The sequence below is a fragment of the Sphingobium sp. WR1 genome (assembly GCF_059693745.1).
Genome location: NZ_JCATID010000025.1, coordinates 49,601 through 67,547 on the forward strand (window position 1 = coordinate 49,601; position 17,947 = coordinate 67,547).

Below are 17,947 nucleotides of genomic sequence, written 5' to 3' on the forward strand. Positions count from 1 at the left end.
CAAAGACGGACAGGACCAGGTTGCGGTGCAGGAGGCCGTCATGGACCGGCTATGCCAACGGCCGGCCCGTGCGGCGGGAGCGGCGCTGGCCATCGGTCAGCGCCCGCTCACCCTTTTCCCGAACCCGCGCACTGGTTCACGCCAGTTCCTGCGCCGCGCAGTGACGGCGGGCTCGCCCGACACGCTCTTCATCGGGCGAGCCTCGCTTGCGCTGGCGTCTTTCGCCACCCTGTTTCTCGCCGGCAGCGCGCTTGCCCAGACGGCCGAGACGAGCGCCGAGGCGCCCCCGCTGGCGATCGAACTCGATCCGGCCGAAGTGCGCGCGCCCGCGCCGCAGCGTATCAGCGGCTCCGGCCCGCAGCCCTGTGTGATCGTCGATATCGCCGGCACACGCGCCGGGCATCTCGATTGCGCGACGGGCCGTCTTCAGGAGGCGGCGCGCGCCGCCCAGGCTGAAAGCCGCGCCGGGCTTGAAGCGCCGACGCCGGGCGCCGGCTCGCCCGATGTTCAGGTCGGCGTCGCCCATCAGGCCGCAACCCGGCTGCGCATGGGTGATGCGCTGGGCCGGTCGGTCCATCCGGAGCGGCCGAACAGCCGTCCGCCCACGACACGGGGACCGCGCTGATGACCCGCGCAATTCTTGCTGAGGAGCTTGGCCGCACCGTCCCATGGGTGCTGGCCTTCTTTCTCGCCGCCTTCCTGCTCGGTGACGGCCCGCCCGGCGCGGCCATCCCGACCTCTCGCGACATTCAAGAACATGCGGCCGCCACGCCTGCCGCAACGATGCTGGAGCCAAAACAATGACGAACACCAACCACTCGCTTCGCACGCGTCTGCTCATCGGCGCTTCGATCGGCTCCCTTCTGCTCGCCGGCGCCGCCGAGGCGCAATCGAACCGCATCGGCCAGGGCCGTGGCGGCGGCAATCCGGCGGCAGCGGCCGCCCGCGTCGCGCAGGCCGAAGCGCAGCGCGTGACCGAGCGCAACAGCGCCACCCAGCGGGCAGTCGAGGCGATGCGCCGCGCGGCGCAGACCCGCGCCCAGATGAACGACGCGCAGGTGCAGGCACGTATCGCCGCGCAGAACGCCATCAACACTATCCCCAACGGCATCGGCCAGGGCGGGCTTCGGCAGGCGCCCGGCATCGAGATCGATCCCAATCTGTGGCAAGGCGCCAATGATCCGGTTGAGAGCGCTGGCCAGGACGGGCGCACCACGGTCACGGTCGATCAGGACCAGCAGCGCGCCATCCTCACCTGGGACAGCTTCAATATCGGCCGTGAAACCGATCTGGTGTTCAACCAGGCCTATGGCGCCGACGCCGTCGTGCTCAACCGCGTGCGCGACGCCAGCCCCTCGCAGATCCACGGCACGCTCACCGCGCCCGGCACGGTGCTGATCCTCAACCAGAACGGCGTGCTGTTCGGCGGCACGTCCGTGGTCAATGTTCGCAATCTGATCGCCTCATCGGCCAATATTCTCGACAGCGATTTCCTCGACACCAATCGCGGCATCTATTCGCAGCTCTCCGGCGCCAACTATCTGCCCTCCTTCCGCGATGCGGGCGGCGCGATCACGATCGAGGCCGGAGCGCAGATCACCACCCATGCGCCTGCCAGCGCCACCCAGGGCGGCGGCTATGTCATGCTCATGGGAACCGAGGTCACCAACGAAGGCAGCATCGTCACGGCAAAGGGCCAGACCCTGCTGTCGGCCGGCGATGATTTCATCATCCGTCGGGGCTACGGCACCGAGGAGAACCAATATTCGACGACACGCGGCAATGAGGTGCGCGGGCTGATCGATGCCGAGTCCACCAGCGGGACAGTCATCAACCGCGGCCTGATCGAAGCTGCCCAGGGCGACATCACGCTGGCTGGCCGCACGATCCGGCAGGAAGGCGTTCTCGTTGCGACCACCGGCGTCAACCAGCGCGGCACGATCCATCTGCTGAACAGCGTGAGCGACGCCGAGGGCTCGGTGACGCTCGCCAGCGGCTGGGAACTGAGCGATGTCGACGGCAAGGTGGTGGGGTCCGGCGAAGGTCTCACGATCATCCTGCCGGAGCTGGATAGTGAGGATACCGCGCTCAACGGCCAGCGGGACTCGCTGATCGAACAGAGCGAGACCGCCAATACCAATCGCTATACAACCACCAATGGCGGGTTTGACGATCGCTCGCTGCTCGCCGATCGCCTGGACCAGTCGCGCATCGAAATTGTCACCGGCGGTGACGTCGTGTTCGAAGGCCGATCGCAGACCAGCGCCCAGGGTGGTCAGGTCGCGGTGCAGGCGGCTGGACGCATCACCGCCGAGGACGGGGCGCTGATCGACGTCTCGGGCGTTCAGGGCATCGCCCTCGACATGGAGTCCAACTCCATCCTTGTGAACATTCAGGGTAATGAGCTGCGGGATTCGCCGGAGAACCGCGAGAACGCCAATCTGCGTAGCACCGACGTCTGGATCGATGTGCGCGACCTGGCTCTGCTTCCGGACGGCACCGGCGGCTATGAAGGCGATCGCTGGTACACTAAGGGCGGCCTGCTCGAGGTGGGTGGTCATCTGAACAATATGGCCCATGGCATCGGTGAATGGGCGGCGATCGGCGGCACGATCACGCTCGCTGCCAATGAGGTGGTGGCGCAGCGCGGCGCGACCTTCGACATATCCGGCGGCAGCCTCGACTACCAGGCCGGTTGGGTGCTTTCGAGCCGTGTGCTGGGCGCAGACGGCAAGCTCTATGATCTCGCCAATGCGCCGGCCGGCATGAAGATGGTCGCCTGGGGCGATGCCTTCGTGCGCGAGCATTCGCGCTGGGGCGAACAATACACCCAGGTCTGGTCCCACCCGATATCGGGCGCGCGCAGCGTGCGGCGCTGGAGTGATGGCTATACGGTCGGGCGCGACGCGGGCCAGCTCATTCTCTCGACGCCGACCGCCATCATGGAAGGCGATATCATCGCCGAGGTGATCGAGGGCGAGCGGCAGGTCAATGCGCGCGCCGATGGCATCACCGATGGCTATGATGTGGCGCAGCATACCCGCGCGCAGCCGGGGTCGCTGGCTTTAGGGCGCTATGACCTGTTGGTGAGTAACACCAACCCCTATTCAGTGGAGGTGAAGATCGCGGATGTTGCGAGCATCGCTAAGCATCTCGCGACGGGGGACGCACTGCCTGAAGAGCGGAACGGCACCGCCTGGCTCGACGCAGGCCTGCTCAATCAGGCTGGTCTCGGCGGTCTCAACATCGAAACAACCGGCGTGATCGCCATCGACAATCCCCTGACACTGGCCGATGGCGGGGCGCTAAAGCTGGTTGCGCCAACGATTGACTTCAATGCGGACGTCACCGCCCATAGTGGCTCGATCAATGCGACCAACCGGGCAAGCAATCACTATGGAAGCAGCGCACAGGTTCTCCTGGATGGGAATGGGGGCTCGCTTATCGCGGTCGGTGAAGGCGTAACGCTCGATCTCACCGGCCTGTGGGTCAATACCGCCCTCAATGCTTCCGACACTGGAAAGCTGGGTTATCTCGATGGCGGCAAAGTCACCCTGGCCTCTACCCATGATCTGGCTCTGGCGGAAGGCAGCCTGATAGATGTTTCATCTGGTGGAGCGATCCTCGCCCAGAATGATACAAGGGGCGGAGCCGGCGGTGACGTTTCGCTCGTTGCGGATGGCTATAATGCTATTGTTGCGCCGGATGGCACGCTCCTGCTCGACGGGGAAATACGTGGCGTCGGCGTGCTGGGCGGCGGCACGCTACATCTCGAAACCGGCAAGACGTTCACTGTTGGCGCGGCCGATGAACAGGGCGGCACACAAGTCGATACTGCGATCTTTCAGACCGGTTTCGCTAGTTACGAGTTAGTCGGACGCAAGGGCGTGACAGTGGCCGATGGCACGGATCTGTCCGTAGTCATGCCGGTGTTGCTTTTTGGCGAATTCGCGCCGGATGCGGCTACCGGCGCGCCGCTGTCCGAAGCGCTCGACCTTTGGACGCCACCCACCTATTTGGAAAATCCGGTAGATGGCGTTTTGACCCGGCGGGGGGGAGCAAGCCTGACTATCTCCGCCACGCTGGGAGCGCCGGCTGGAAGCGATGAGGCTATTGGCGGAATTCTCATTGGACGCCAAGCTGCGATAAATGTCGATCCTGGCCAATCCATCACGTTGCTAGGCAAAAATATTGCGGTCGATGGCGGCCTTTACGCTTGGGGAGGCAATGTTACGCTGGATGTTCCTCGCCTGGCGACAGCCGTTTCTGATGGCTACGGTTCTCCCGAACCGGGCCTGATTCGTATCGGCAGCGAAGCTGTGATCGATGTCGCCGCCCGCTCTGCTACCGCCGTGGACAGGCTGGGGCGCCGTTACGGCATTGTTGCGGATGGGGGAACGATCGCCCTCGGTGGCGGCCTTGATTGGGAGGACACCGGCTCGGCCAAGGCTGCGGATGCGTTCATCGTCATCGAAACTGGTGCGCTACTCGATGCCTCCGGTACGCAGGCGACACTCGACCTTCCTTCTACGATGGGTATGCCCTCTATTACGACGCAGGTTGTCAGTGACGGCGGTACGATTGTCGCCAAATCCAATGTCGGGCTCTATCTGGACGGCACTGTGAAGGCCGAGGCCGGCGGTAAAGGCGCTGCGGGCGGAACGCTTGGCCTTGCGCTGGAATCGGCGGCCTATCGTGTGGGGGAAGCGTATGCGGACCTGCTCCGACCGCGTGAATTCATACTGTCGCAGGAGCAGGGCGAAAGCCTGCTTCCTGAAGGTTTCGGCGTCAATGGAGTTCATGGTGACCTTGTCGCGGGGACCGGATATTTCGGAGCCGACAGGATCGAGGCTGGCGGTTTCGACAACGTCTCGCTGTTGGTGAACGGCGCGCTGTCGTTTGACGGTAGCGTCACACTCTCGTTGGGCCAGAGCGCTCGTTTTTATGCGGGCACATATGCGCTGACGGTCGCCGCCGCAGAGGATAGCCGGGTATCCATTGCGACTCCTTACCTGCGCCTGGCCGGCACGACGCGCATAGGTCCTGAGCATTATGAGATGCCTTCGCTTCACTGGGGCGACGGCATATCGCAGGCGCCAACGAACGCGCTGTTCTCGGTCGTAGCCGATTTGATCGATGTGCGCGATCGGGTAGGCTTCGGCGCCCGCACTGCCGATCAATCGACCGGTGAGATATTGGATCGGCGCGGCTTCGCGCAGATCGATCTCACCAGCCGCGGCGACCTGCGGATGCTTGCAGGCACGCCGGGGCGCGGATTGCCGACCAATGCCACTACGGAACTGTCTTCCTCGGGCGACATTACCCTCACAGCAGCGCAAATATATCCGGCAACGGGTGTCGGCGGCAGAATCATGAGTGGCTATCAGGGAGAGGGTGAGGCTTTTCGGGCAGGTAGCAGTTTAACGATCCTCCGCTACGACGACAGTATTGCCGAAATACCCTATTCCGCTTTTGGCATGCTAGCCTTGGGTGCCGAAACCATCAATCAGGGCGGCGTGGTGCGCGCGCCCTTCGGATTGATTACGATCGGTTCGACCTTCAACAGACAAGTCACGTCCTTGGTCAACCTGCTTCCAGGCAGTGAGACCTCGATCAGTGCCGCCGGACTGACGATGCCTTATGGCGGAACTGTCGACGGCATCGAATATGACTACAATGGTTCGCCCGTTGCACTCACCGCCATCAGCGGTACGGACTGGGGTCATGGCCTCGAAGTGAAGTCCGCTCGTCTCGATGTGCAAAGCGGAGCGCTGCTCGATCTTTCGGGCGGTGGGGATCTTGCCGGCGCCGGCTTCATGAGCGGACGGGGCGGATCGGTGGATATCCTCAAGACCGCGCTGATCAATGCCAACCCAGGCTATGGCGCGAGCGCGAGTGGCAATGCCGTTTACGCGATAGTTCCTTCAAGCAGGTCTTCCTACGCTCCCGTCGCGCCCGATGCTGGGTATGGGAATCCGGTGGTTGGGCAACAGATCACAATCCTTGAGAGCGTACCCGGTCTCGCTGCCGGCACATACACGCTGATGCCATCCAGTTACGCGCTGCTGCCAGGCGCCTTCCGTGTTGAGATCGGTGCGGGAATGACCAGCGGCTATTCGGGTGTCAATGCGATCGGCAACGGCTCTTATCTGACGCAGGGTACACTCGGCATCGCCAATACCGCGATACGGGATACCCTGCCTAGACGGGTGACATTGACTTCCGCGGACGCTGTACGCGCGCATTCCGGCTACAACGAGATGGGCTACAACGCCTTCGTCGCGGCCGATGCCGCCCGACTGGGCATGCCGCGCGCGATGATGACTTCCGATGGCGGGACATTGGATCTTGCGTTCACCCGCGGCACCGACAGCGCGGACGGCTTGGCGCTGCGAGTGCTGGGCGACGTGAATCTTGCGGCTGCGAAGGATAGCGAAGGCTACGCTGGCGCGGTGCAGGTGCGTGGCATCGGCGAGGTCGTGGCGACCGGCGCGCAAGCATCGGCGGGGCTGGATTCCGCGTCGGTTGATGCGGGCGCGCTAAGTGCGCTCGAAGCGCCGCGCCTCATCCTCAATGCCACGCTGTCCAGCCTGTATGGCAAGAGCGGCCGCTACGTCACTGTGAATGGCGAGGGTTCGCTAACCATCCGCAGCGGCGCGGCGATCTCCGCCGCCGACATTATTATGGCCGGTTCAAAGTCCATGGGTAATGACGGGGGCACGTTGACGATCGAGGAAGGGGCCACTCTCAGCACCATTGGCATGGGTGAATCCAGCTATGATTCCGACGACGGCTATATTTTCGGCGGCCTCGGCGTGCTGGCCCTCTCCAACGGGTGGTTCAATCTGTTCCTTCAGGAAGAAAATCCCAATTCTCCCGATGGCCTCTACGTTAATGTTGGAGCATGCGTGACCGATGCTTGCGACCGGACGACGCAACTCCTGTCCGAAGGGACCATCGCTCTTGCGACCAATCGCGTGCTCACCATCGAGAAGAAGGTGGCATATGGTACGCGCAGGCTGGTACTGGGCGTATCCTCGGTAAATCTGGGAGAGAGTGCGGCGCTGGCGGCAGCCGAGGCAAGCGGACAGTTGCCGGATGGGCTGGAACTCAACCAGACCCGCCTTGCCGAGATCCTGGCGGGGAATAACGCGACGCACGCGCCGGCGGTCGAGATGCTGGAGCTCAATGCAACAAGAGCGGTCAATGTCTATGGCGCGGTTGACCTTGATGCCTCGTCGCTCGATCAACTCGTGTTCGGCACGCCTGCTATCTTTGGTTATGGCGCCGATAGCGATGTCGCGACGATCCACGCGGGCGAATTCATCTGGACCGGCACGGACGGTGAGGCAGGCGCTCCGGTCGCCGGTCTGCTGGGTAAGGGCATGCTTGATATCCGGGCGAACTCGATCCTCTTCGGTCATGGGGCGAACACCCAATCTTCCACGGGTATCGATGAGCGGCTTGTGCTCGGCTTCGGGCAAGTCAACCTCACAGCAGCCGAGCGTATTGTCAGCAGCGGCAAAAGCATGCTTTCGGTCTATGAAACACGCGGCGACTATGTGACCGGTAAGGGCTGGGATTATCAGGGCGGCAACCTTGTCGTCACTGCTCCTGTGCTGACCGGGGAAGCCGGATCGATGCTCACCGTGAGGGCAGGCGGCGACGTGAGCGTGATGGCGCCGGAGGGCGTGGCGGGTGAGGTCGCCAGCGATGCGCTGGGGGCGCAGCTGGCGATTTACGGTCGCAACCTTTCGATTGACAGCGCGGTGATCCTGCCATCGGGAAAGCTCACGCTGTCGGCAAGCGGCGACCTCGTGCTCGGCGACCTGGCTCGCATCGATCTTTCGGGTCGAGCGGTCGAGATGGTTGACGTCACGCAGTATAGTTGGGGCGGCGATCTTCTGATGGAAAGCACGGGCGGCAATATCTCTGCCAGCGCCGGTTCGATCATTGACCTGTCCGCCGTCAACAATCGCGCGGGCACGATAAGTGTCACCGCACTTGGCACAGGTGCCGGACATGTCGATCTGGCGAGTACGATTCTCGGTTCCGCTACGGGCAGGGCCGATGCCGGAGGCTCCGAAATCGCCTACAACGGAGCGGAGTTGGCGGTCCAGGCGCAGTCCCTTGCGGATTTCGGAGAGCTAAACACCCAGCTTAACGCAGGCGAGGTTTTCGGAGCAAGGCGCTTTCGCATCCGACAAGGTGACCTCACCGTGGGTGACGGCGTGAAGGCGCAAGATGTTCAGATTGTGCTCGATGGTGGCAGCCTTACCATCGAGGGGACGATTGATGCCAGCGGTCAGGGGGTCGGCGCAATCCGTCTTGCGGCCATTGGCGATCTCGTCGTCAACGGCGCGCTCGATGCCCATGGCACGGGTCTTCGCGTAGATAGCTATGGTCAGATTATCGATAGCCCCAACCGCGCGGTTGTCGATCTCTCCAGCACGGCGGGTACGCTGGTCCTCGGCGACAGCGCGCGGATTGACCTGCGTGCCGGTACCGATGTGCCTGGCCAGAACGATGGCGCAGCACGGGGCTCGCTCGACTTGAACGCGCAGCGCACGGCAACGGACGACGTCGCAATAGACCTGGGCGGCATGGTAGACATCCAAGGCGCCAGGTCGATCGCCGTCAATGCCTTCCGCACTTATGACGATGCGCCGCTGGCCGATCTGCCGGACGTTTCCGGCGAACGGCCCCAGCTTGTCACCCAGGCTTATCTCGACCGGATTGACCTCGACAGCACCACCTTCATCAATTTGGCGTTGGGCAATGCAGCGCTTTCCGCTCGCCTGGCGGGGCTGGGACAATATCATCTGCGCCCTGGTGTTGAGATCGTGAGCAATGCAGCGGTCAATCCTTCAGGAACGCTGACGGTGCTCGGCGACCTCGATATGTCGGGCTATCGTTACGGACCGGAAGCCAACCGGATCGATCCGGCGCTGCGCGGTTTCGGCGAGCCGGGCGTACTGGTGCTGCGGGCCGCCGGCGACCTCAACATCCTAGGCAGCATCACTGACGGTTTCGCGCCACCCGCCGCCACGGCTGATGACGATGGATGGGTGCTCACGGAAACCAAAGGTCCTAACGGACTCGTCGGCGGCCTCACTCCCTTTGGTGGGGATATCATCATTCCGATCGACGGTGTCGTGCTGGATACGGGAACGACTTTCCCGCGGGAAGCGACGCTGAATTATGACGTGCCCGTTGGCGCTCTCACTCTTCCCGCCGGCACGGTGCTGCCGGTCGACGTGGCGCTGACTGGACAGCTCACGCTCGGCGCCGGATCTGCCCTATCCGCCAACATCTATAATGCCGATGGATCGGTGGCTTATTCTGCGGGGATGGTGCTCGACAATATGGTGACGTTGACGCCGGGGATGAAGCTGGGCGCGGGCACTGCGCTCTCCAGCAGCGCAGCGGTGGATGCCTTGATCTGGCCCAAGGGCGCGCCCTTGCCGGTCGAAATGGTGACGAACGAACGGATCACTTTGCCACGTGGGGCCCTCATCCCGTCAATGACGGACGTTCAACTTGTCGATGATCTTGGTATCAACCTCCGTCCATCCGATCAGGGATTCATCAATCGCAATTGGGCCGTGGCCCCGATGCTGGCTTCGGGCACCAGCAGCTGGAGCTTCCAACTCGTTGCTGGGGCAGATGTCGCCTCGGCTGATCGCAAGGCGCTCGATCCGGCCTCGGTCGGGACGATTCGGCTGGCAGACACCCACTATAGTGGTACGCCGGCGTTCAGTAGCACGGGCAGCGAGATACTCGTATGGGCAGAAGGTAACTGGCTGGGCTACGAACCGGGCACGCCGGTTTCGGAAGAGGAGGCATCATGGTGCGAGTATGACTCGACATTGTGCGCCATGCAGGAAGTCGGTGGCGAGATACTCGTCTGGGCGGACGGCAACTGGCTAGGCTATGAGCCCGGCACGCCGGTTTCGGAAGAGGAAGCGTCATGGTGCGAATATGATTCGACATTGTGCGCCGTGAAACAGACAGGCGGCGACCAGATTGTCTGGGCGCCTGACAACTGGCTGGGAATGCCTGCGGGCGAGCCCGTGTCAGAAGATGAACAAGCAGCCTGGTGCGCTCCCTTCCCTGATTTGTGCCTCGTTCAGGAAGGCGGTGGGCCGAAGGTTTGGACGGGATATGATTATGTCGCGCCGGGTATCAGCGTGATCCGAACGGGTACGGGCGATCTGTCGCTGACGGCGGCGGGGGACATCCGCATGTCCTCGCTCTATGGAATCTATACTGCCGGCACGGCGACCGATCCGGGCGATGGCTACGACCTTCGGCGTGGAACCTTGCCAACTGGCGTGGTGCTTGGCGGCGATACAGATTATTCGGCCACCCTTGCCAGTTATCATGCCTGGTATCCTGACGGTGGGGGCAATCTGGCGATCACGGCCGGCGGCGATCTAGTCGGTGATATCCTGGGTTTCCGCATGCTGGAGAACGGGCAGAGCTATCAATCGAGTGCGGTCGCCGGCAACTGGTTGTGGCGGCAGGGTTCGGGTGGCGCCGTCACGGATGAAAAGATCCCGACGGCATGGTGGATCAACTTCGGCACCTATGTTTCCTCGGCAAATGGCAGCAGCATTGCGAACCCGGCAATAACCGGCTTTACCGGCTTCGGCACGCTTGGCGGAGGCAATCTGACAGTTCGTATTGGCGGAGATGCGGGCCGCACGGCCAAGCGTGGCGGTGAAAACACTTCATTTAACTATGGTGATAGTCGTAGCGAAGGCCTTGTTCTGGCTGTTGGTTCGACCGGTCGTGTGGCAGCGGACGGCACGCTGAGGCTCACCGGGGGCGGTGACATGGTCATAAGGATCGGCGGGGCGCTCAATCCTTATGTCGAAGGTGATGCCGCCAATGCCAAAGCCAGCCTCGGTGGCAGCATTGTCAACCTGCGGGGATCGACCAGTGTTGATGCCGATTCGATCGGCGCCGTACAGGCCGGCTATCGCTCAATGTCTCTTCCTAATCCGCTCGATCCGCGCGGCACCGATCCGTTCGAGACCACGAAGGCGGAGGCGCTATCGGGTGTCACACTGGTGCCGGGCGATTCAGTCTTTACGGTGCGGACCCTTGGCGACCAGGTGATTGCCGGCGCAGGCGACGCCACACGCAGCATCGGTCTCAATACGCAGCCCTTCACGGTGAATGGGGTCAACTATGGGGGCGGCGGCAACAGCTGGTTCAGCCTCTGGACCGATCACACTGCCATCAATCTACAGTCGGCAGGCGGAGACATCGCGCCGGGCAAGCATGGGATCGAAACGAGCCAGACACTGATCGCCGCGGCCGACATTGCCGACACCTGGCCGGCGATTCTGCGGGTCACGGCGATGGGCGGAGATCTCTATTTCGGCGCATCGGCAGGCATGACGAATGATCTCGTGACCCGCGACCGCCTCTCGCCCTCGCCTTCCGGCGAACTCTCATTGTTGGCAGCAGGGTCCATTTATGGTGGCGATCTGACACGTTCCTCAAACCTCGCGTCGCGCCATGTAATCAGCGTGTCTTTCACCGACACGCTCCTGCCGACACCATTTAACCCGGCATTTGTCGGACGCGAAGATGGCCGGTACAGCGAACGCGCCATGAACCTCTCGCTCGATGGTTCGGCAATCGACGCAACCAACAATGGCGAACTCAAGACGTGGAACGATACATATTCGCTCTTCGCCTTCGGACCCAACTCAGCTGCCGTCTCGTCGTCGAACTGGGCTGATCGACTTCCTGTGCGAATCTATGCTGTCGGGGGCGATATCGTCGGCCTGGGCAGTGGTGAAATGCTCAGCTTTAATTCGGGAAGTGGGCGCACCTTGTTGGACTGGTATGTCGGCGGAGGCCCGCTGCGCATGACTGCTGGGCGTGACATCGTTGCAAGCGGCACCGTGGGCGCATCCAATCTCATCGTCCACAGCAACGATACTGATGTTTCGGTGATTTCGGCCGGTCGGGACATCATCTACAGCAACTTCGACATTGCCGGTCCGGGGACGCTTGAGGTCACAGCGGGGCGCAACATCCTCCAGGAGGATCGGGGTTCCTTCACCTCGATCGGGCCGATCCGGGCCGATGATACGTCCGATGGCGCCTCGATCGCGTTGATAGCGGGCATGACCGGCGTGAACTGGGATGCGGTGCGGGACTTCTATCTCGATCCGTCTCGGCTGGCCGATCCGGCGCGTCCTCTGGGCGAACAGAATGGCGTGACCGACGAGGGCATTGTCGAGAGCGTCGGCAAGTTGGTGAAGGTCTATGACGCCGAACTCGCCGCCTGGCTGTTCGACCGTTACGGCTACGTCGCTGAGGGTTCATTTGCCGAATTCGTCTCCGCTAATGGGCTGGTCGACGCGAATGGCGTGAAGCTTCCCGCCGCACAGCTCGGGGAGCGCCTTTCGGCCCTGGGCTTCAAGGATGCGGCGACCAACCAGGGCAATCTCTCGGCCCTGCTGCGCTCGACCGATATGTTCGACTATGGCTATGCCGATGGCGCAGCGTCGCTGAATGAAGCGCAGTCCGGCTTACTGACACAGGTGCAGGAGCGGTTCGACGGTCTCTCACCGGAGCAACAGCGCATCTTCCTGCGGCAGGTCTATTTCTCGGAACTGCGTGAAGGCGGACGCGAATATAACGACGCCGATGGCCCGCGCCTCGGTTCCTATCTTCGCGGGCGTCTCGCGGTCGCTACCTTGTTCCCGGACAAGGATGCAGACGGCAATGTCATCGACCGCAGCGGCGATATCATCATGTATCGCGGCTCGGGCGTTCGCACCAACTTCGGCGGCGACATCGAAATGATGGCGCCCGGCGGCCAGATCGTCGTCGGCGTTCAGAATGTGATGACCGACGAGGACCAGAAGACCGCCGGCGTCATGACGCAGGGCAGTGGCGATATCCGCATCTTCAGCGAACAATCGCTCCTGCTCGGTCTCTCACGCATCATGACCACCTATGGCGGCAGCATCCTCGGCTGGTCCGAGGAGGGCGACATCAACGCCGGACGCGGGGCGAACACCACGGTGCTGTATACCCCGCCACTTCGCACATATGACGCCTATGGCAATGTTCGCCTCGCCCCGCAGGTGCCCTCGTCCGGCGCGGGCATCGCCACGCTGAACCCGATTCCCGAGGTGCCGGCCGGTGACATCGACCTGATCGCGCCTTTGGGCACGATCGATGCGGGCGAAGCGGGCATCCGCGTGTCGGGGAACATCAACCTCGCCGCGCTCCAGGTGCTCAACGCCGCCAACATCAAGGTGCAGGGCGAAGCCGCCGGCATCCCGGTGGTCGCGGCGGTCAATACCGGCGCGCTCACCTCGGCCTCCTCGGCCTCCAGCGCCGTCGCCAATCAGGCGGCGGAGCTGGCCGAGCGGGCGCGGCCGCAGGTTCGGACCGAGATCCCGACGATCCTGAACGTCCGCTTCCTCGGCTTCGGCGAGTAAGCCGAACAGTTTGGGCCGAATGGTCGGCCCGCTCCCACCGGGACGGCGGCAGTCCACTGCCGCCGTCCCGGACTACCTCATTCGGAGATTGTTTAATCATGGCAGACAACGCCAATGCTGCGGCCTCGACCGCTGCCCCCATGCTTCCGCTCTTCTACAAGGCCTTGCAGCCGCTCCATTCGACCGTTCACGCTGACTGGCGCCTGAAGGCCGGCGATGTGTCCTTCGCGGCCGAAACGCCATTCCTGCCGATCGTGGCGAGCGAAATCGTTGCGGCGGCACGTAGCTATCCGGTCCTATTCGCCGGCGACACCGCGCAGCCGATCGTCGTGCTGGGCCTGGAGCCGACCAATCTCTTCGTCGAGGACGGCCGCTGGGCGAGCGATTGCTACATCCCCGCTTATGTCCGCCGATATCCCTTCACCTTCGTCAGGACCGAGGAGCCCGACGGCTTTGCCCTGTCGATCGACAGCGGTTCGGATCGGGTCGTCCAGGGCGGGACTGAAGGTACGGCGCTGTTCGAGGACGGCAAGCCCTCCGCGTTGACGCAGCAGGCGCTGGAGTTCTGCACAGCGTTCGGCCGGGAAGCGGAACTGACCAAGCTGTTCACGGATGCGCTGAAGGAAAAGGATCTGCTGGTCGACCGGCGGGCGGATGCGACCCTGCCCGATGGCCGCAAGCTGGGTCTCAATAACTTCCTGATCGTCGACGCTCAGAAATTTGCAGGCCTCGATGATGAGACGGTCGTTGCCTGGCACAAGCAAGGCCTGCTTGCGCTCGTGCATCATCACCTGGCCTCGCTCGACCGCTTCCGCGCGCTGGTCGATCGGCAGGCGCTGCGTCTCGTCGCGGAACCGTCATCGTCAGGTGCTTCGAACGAACCCGCTACTGCCGAGGCCGACGCCCCGGCAAAGTCCAACAAGTCCAGGAAAGTCGTATCATGAACAGCCGTCCTCTTCTCCTCTCCGCCCTTATTCTCGCTTCCGCCTTCACAGGCGCCTCTGCCTGGGCGCAGACGGTCGGTGGCGGACAGGCACCTGCCGCTGCCCCAGCCGCGCAGCCCCTTGGCGGCCCAGTCGTGCCCGGTGTCTGCCTGCTCTCGCGCGAAGCCATCTTCGCCAATGCCGCTGTCGGCAAGGCCGCGTCTGCGCGTCTGGCCGAGCTGACCCGCGCCGCTCAGGCCGAAATCGACGGGCAGCGCCCGGCTCTGGAAACCGAAGCACGCGCACTCGAAGGTCAGCCCGACAATGCGGCCAACCGTCAGCGCCGCGAAACCTTGGCGCGCAACTGGCAGGCGCTGCAAACGCAGGCCGCCCATTCCAGCCGTGAGATCGACGCGACCCGCGCCAAGGCGCTGGAGCGCATCGCGACCGAAGCGCAGCCGGTCATTGCCCAGGTCTATCAAGCCAAGAATTGCGGCCTGCTGTTCGATCGCGGCGCGGCGCTCGGCGGCAATTTCGCCAACGATCTGACAGCGGACGTCGTGCGCGCGCTGGATGCCCGCATCCAGACCATCAGCTTCGAACGCGAGCGCCTGCCGCAGCAACAGCCAGCCGTCCAGGCGCCAGCGCAGCGATAGGCCGGAAAGAGGGAAGCGACCATGGGGACGATCCTGATTGCCCTTGCGGCCTTCATGCTGGGGGTTCTCATCACCAGCCTGTTGGCCCTTGGCGCGATCGCAATCCTCTACCGCGAGGCGGAGGCCATGGTCGATTCCTACATGAACGCCATCCCCGGCGCCTGCATCCCTCGGGGTAGCCGGGACTGGCGGCCGCGCATCATCGCCGGCGGAGGCGCCGGTGTCTGAGGGTCCGGTCGCCGGCGTTCGCGGGTTAGCGGGCTGGGTCCAGGCGATCCGTGCTGATTGCGTTGCCGAACAAAAGCGCCGGGCGCGGGTCCGGGCGGTCAAGCGGAGCCGCCCGGTCGGCGCTTTCGAGCTTCATTTCTATCGCATGGTGAGTGTCGCAGCCGCAGTGCTTGTCGGCCTCATGTTTCTGGGAGCGCGCTGATGCGGTCTACCTCCAAATCCTCACCTTTGTCCCGCGTCACACGCTGGATTGCGGCCCTTGTCGGCGCCGGGATCGCCTCGACCACGCCTGTTGCGGCGCAGAGTGTCGCGCCTTCGGCCGCGCCGGTCGAATGGGTGCGCTACGCCGAGTTCGCGACAACCTCCATCACCGGTTGGCTCGAGGCGCACAACGAGCCGGCGACAGGTCTGCGCGCCTATCTCGATGCGACCCGACCCGCACCAGACGCGGCAACCGCGCCCCTGGTCATCAAGGTCTGGATCGAGCGCGACGGCAAAATCTCACGCATCGACTATCCTGCCTTCACCCATGCGGAGGCCAATGCCGATATGCAGGCGCTGATCGTCGGCCAGCAGCTCGCGGCCGCGCCGCCGCGCGACATGCTGCTGCCGCTCCGCATCGCCGTCCAGCTGGATGCGCCGGCATCAGCTCCAGCGCCTGCCGCAAGCGAGACGTCGCTTCCGCGGACATGACCCTTACTCTTCCCCTTTCCGGCTCGATCCGATCATGATGAAGCGGTGGCTCCACGGCCTTCGCTGGCAGCGCTCCCGCCGGTTCGAGAACGCGGTGTCGCTCGCAGTCGAAGAGCTTCTGCTTGAACATGGCGACGCAGCGTTGGATCAGGCCCGCCGCAAGGCACGTCCGCGCGACCAGCCCACCCGCCGAGAGGGACCTGGGAGGCGGCCTGACGTTGACGAAATGATGATGGGCGCAAAATTCTAAGCACAAATTGTCCATTAATATTTACCCACCCTCTCGAGGGTAGCGCAGGCTAGCGATTATTCAGTCGCCGCGGCCCCGGTCCCGACCGCCCCAGTTCATCCATCGGATTGCGTAGCGGACATTCCTCAAGCGACAGGCAGCCGCAGCCGATGCAGCTCACGATCTGGTCGCGAAGCTGAGTCAGCGACATGATCCGCTCGTTGAGCATGCCGGTCCAGGCATCGGTGAAATTCCGCCAGTCCCGCGCGGTTGGAACATGGTCGTGCGGCATATCGGCCAGCGCGTCCTTGATGATCGCCAGCGGGATGCCGGCACGCTGGGCAATGCGGATGATGGCGATCCGGCGCAGGACGGAGCGGTGATAACGGCGCTGGTTTCCTTCCGTGCGCCAGCCCGCGATCAGACCCTGCTTCTCGTAGAAATGAACCGTCGAAACGGGAACGCCGCTGCGGCGCGCCACTTCGCCAACGGACAGCGCCTGCGGCATCGCGGGAGACATAAATAGTCCTTGACCTCAACAAATGTTGAGGTTGTATGAGGCAGGTCGGCTTGTTCCGCAAGCATCCATTCCGTCCGAACTCGCGGACATAAACCGGAGCCGACATGAGCTTGATCGAGCGCACGAAAGCGCGCCTCCCACACATTCGCACCATCCTTGCAACGGTCTTCGCCCTTGCCCTTGTGCTGGGAGGCTTGTTCGTCTGGCGCATGCTCAAGGCGGGACAGGCGCAGGAGTGGCATCAAGCACCGCTGCCCGTGGCCGCCGTGCAACTGGAGCCAAGGAACGTTCCCCTGTCCCTGGAAGCGATCGGCACTCTCAGGGCCGTGCGCGAAGTCGAATTGTCAGCCGAAGTTGCCGGTCGCGTTTCGGTAATCCGGTTTGATTCGGGCGCAGAGGTCGGTGCCGGGGCCTTGCTTGTTCAGCTTTTCGACGGGCCGGAACGGGCGGACCGGGACGCGGCGCGGGCAAGGGCTGCCTTCGCGCGCATGCAGGTTGTGCGCTCGGAAGAGCTTGCACCGAGCGGCGCGGAACCGCGCGAACAGCTTGAAGAGCGCCGCGCGGAACGGGATCAGGCGCTTGCGGCGGTGCGCCAGCTCGACGCCCGGCTGATCCAGAAGCAGGTGCGCGCGCCCTTTGCCGGACAGATCGGCATCCGCCGCGTCAATCCCGGCCAGTATCTCAATCCCGGCGATCCGATCGCCACGCTGACCGACCTGTCGCGCCTTTATGTGGAATTCGCGCTGCCGCAGCAGAACCTCGGGATGATCAAGCCGGGCGCCACGGTCACGGTCGCGAGCGATGCCTATCCGCAGCGGACATTCACCGCGCGCGTGAACGCGGTCGAACCCCGGATCGGCGAGGACACGCGCAATATTGCCGTACAGGCGATCCTGCCCAACCCCGACCGGGTGCTTCGCCCCGGCATGTATGTCACCGCCTCGCTGGTGCTGCCGCCCCAAACAGGTTCGCTCGTCGTTCCGGCGACGGCTATCCAGACATCGGCGCAGGGCGACAGCGTGATCGTCATTCGCGGCAAGGATGCCCGGAAAGGCGGCAAGGCGGAGTTCGTTCCGGTCCGCACCGGACGACGAATCGGCAATGACATAGTGATCGAACGGGGCCTGAAGCCCGGCGATGTCGTGGTGACGGCAGGGCAGCTTCGCATCCAGCCCGGCGCGGACGTGACCGTGACCGCCCCCGCACGAGCTGGAGGCCGCTGA

General features: G+C 63.6%; 10 protein-coding genes. 9 read left to right on the top strand and 1 reads right to left on the bottom strand.

Going from position 1 to position 17,947, the window contains the following annotated elements:
* Positions 1 to 40: 40 nt before the first annotated feature.
* The 8 genes from AC58EF_RS22940 (at position 41) to AC58EF_RS22975 (ending at position 15,975) form a co-directional block, all read left to right on the top strand.
* Positions 41 to 625, top strand: a complete 585-nt coding sequence (locus AC58EF_RS22940) for a hypothetical protein (RefSeq protein WP_144062083.1) — start codon at positions 41 to 43, stop codon at positions 623 to 625.
* Entirely contained in the window at positions 625 to 804 is a 180-nt protein-coding gene (locus AC58EF_RS22945) for a hypothetical protein (protein WP_070933758.1), read from the top strand. The genes AC58EF_RS22940 and AC58EF_RS22945 overlap by 1 nt, the downstream gene beginning before the upstream one ends.
* Before the next feature lie 209 nt (positions 805 to 1,013).
* Positions 1,014 to 13,475 carry a filamentous hemagglutinin family protein gene (locus AC58EF_RS22950; RefSeq protein ID WP_497278817.1) on the top strand — a complete coding sequence of 4,154 codons (12,462 nt, stop codon included), beginning with the start codon at positions 1,014 to 1,016 and terminating at the stop codon, positions 13,473 to 13,475.
* A 98-nt stretch (positions 13,476 to 13,573) separates the two neighbouring features.
* Positions 13,574 to 14,419: a SapC family protein gene (locus tag AC58EF_RS22955; protein WP_015460397.1), complete on the top strand. Its 846-nt coding sequence runs from the start codon at positions 13,574 to 13,576 to the stop codon at positions 14,417 to 14,419.
* Positions 14,416 to 15,054 (top strand): OmpH family outer membrane protein, encoded by a 639-nt coding sequence (locus tag AC58EF_RS22960; protein WP_015460396.1) that lies wholly within the window; start codon positions 14,416 to 14,418, stop codon positions 15,052 to 15,054. Before AC58EF_RS22955 ends, AC58EF_RS22960 begins: the two co-directional genes overlap by 4 nt.
* Before the next feature lie 21 nt (positions 15,055 to 15,075).
* Entirely contained in the window at positions 15,076 to 15,282 is a 207-nt protein-coding gene (locus AC58EF_RS22965; protein WP_015460395.1) for a hypothetical protein, read from the top strand.
* Positions 15,275 to 15,484 (top strand): hypothetical protein, encoded by a 210-nt coding sequence (locus AC58EF_RS22970; RefSeq protein WP_380814279.1) that lies wholly within the window; start codon positions 15,275 to 15,277, stop codon positions 15,482 to 15,484. Before AC58EF_RS22965 ends, AC58EF_RS22970 begins: the two co-directional genes overlap by 8 nt.
* Positions 15,484 to 15,975, top strand: a complete 492-nt coding sequence (locus AC58EF_RS22975; protein WP_497278818.1) for a hypothetical protein — start codon at positions 15,484 to 15,486, stop codon at positions 15,973 to 15,975. The genes AC58EF_RS22970 and AC58EF_RS22975 overlap by 1 nt, the downstream gene beginning before the upstream one ends.
* A 299-nt stretch (positions 15,976 to 16,274) precedes the next feature.
* On the opposite strand, the gene soxR is transcribed toward AC58EF_RS22975, so the two are convergent.
* On the bottom strand, positions 16,275 to 16,724 hold the full coding sequence (soxR, locus tag AC58EF_RS22980; protein WP_015460392.1) for a redox-sensitive transcriptional activator SoxR: 450 nt from the start codon (positions 16,722 to 16,724) through the stop codon (positions 16,275 to 16,277).
* A gap of 104 nt (positions 16,725 to 16,828) precedes the next feature.
* Here soxR and AC58EF_RS22985 point away from each other — a divergent pair, with 104 nt between their 5' ends.
* The gene (locus tag AC58EF_RS22985) at positions 16,829 to 17,947 is read left to right on the top strand and encodes an efflux RND transporter periplasmic adaptor subunit (protein WP_497278819.1); all 1,119 of its coding nucleotides are present in this window, start codon (positions 16,829 to 16,831) and stop codon (positions 17,945 to 17,947) included.

Excerpts from the sequence above, each read along its gene's own strand:
- soxR (WP_015460392.1), bottom strand. The coding sequence starts at position 16,724 with ATGTCTCCCGCGATGCCGCAGGCGCTGTCCGTTGGCGAAGTGGCGCGC.
- AC58EF_RS22985 (WP_497278819.1), top strand. The coding sequence starts at position 16,829 with ATGAGCTTGATCGAGCGCACGAAAGCGCGCCTCCCACACATTCGCACC.
- AC58EF_RS22950 (WP_497278817.1), top strand. The coding sequence starts at position 1,014 with ATGCGCCGCGCGGCGCAGACCCGCGCCCAGATGAACGACGCGCAGGTG.
- AC58EF_RS22965 (WP_015460395.1), top strand. The coding sequence starts at position 15,076 with ATGGGGACGATCCTGATTGCCCTTGCGGCCTTCATGCTGGGGGTTCTC.
- AC58EF_RS22960 (WP_015460396.1), top strand. The coding sequence starts at position 14,416 with ATGAACAGCCGTCCTCTTCTCCTCTCCGCCCTTATTCTCGCTTCCGCC.
- AC58EF_RS22955 (WP_015460397.1), top strand. The coding sequence starts at position 13,574 with ATGGCAGACAACGCCAATGCTGCGGCCTCGACCGCTGCCCCCATGCTT.
- AC58EF_RS22940 (WP_144062083.1), top strand. The coding sequence starts at position 41 with ATGGACCGGCTATGCCAACGGCCGGCCCGTGCGGCGGGAGCGGCGCTG.
- AC58EF_RS22945 (WP_070933758.1), top strand. The coding sequence starts at position 625 with ATGACCCGCGCAATTCTTGCTGAGGAGCTTGGCCGCACCGTCCCATGG.
- AC58EF_RS22975 (WP_497278818.1), top strand. The coding sequence starts at position 15,484 with ATGCGGTCTACCTCCAAATCCTCACCTTTGTCCCGCGTCACACGCTGG.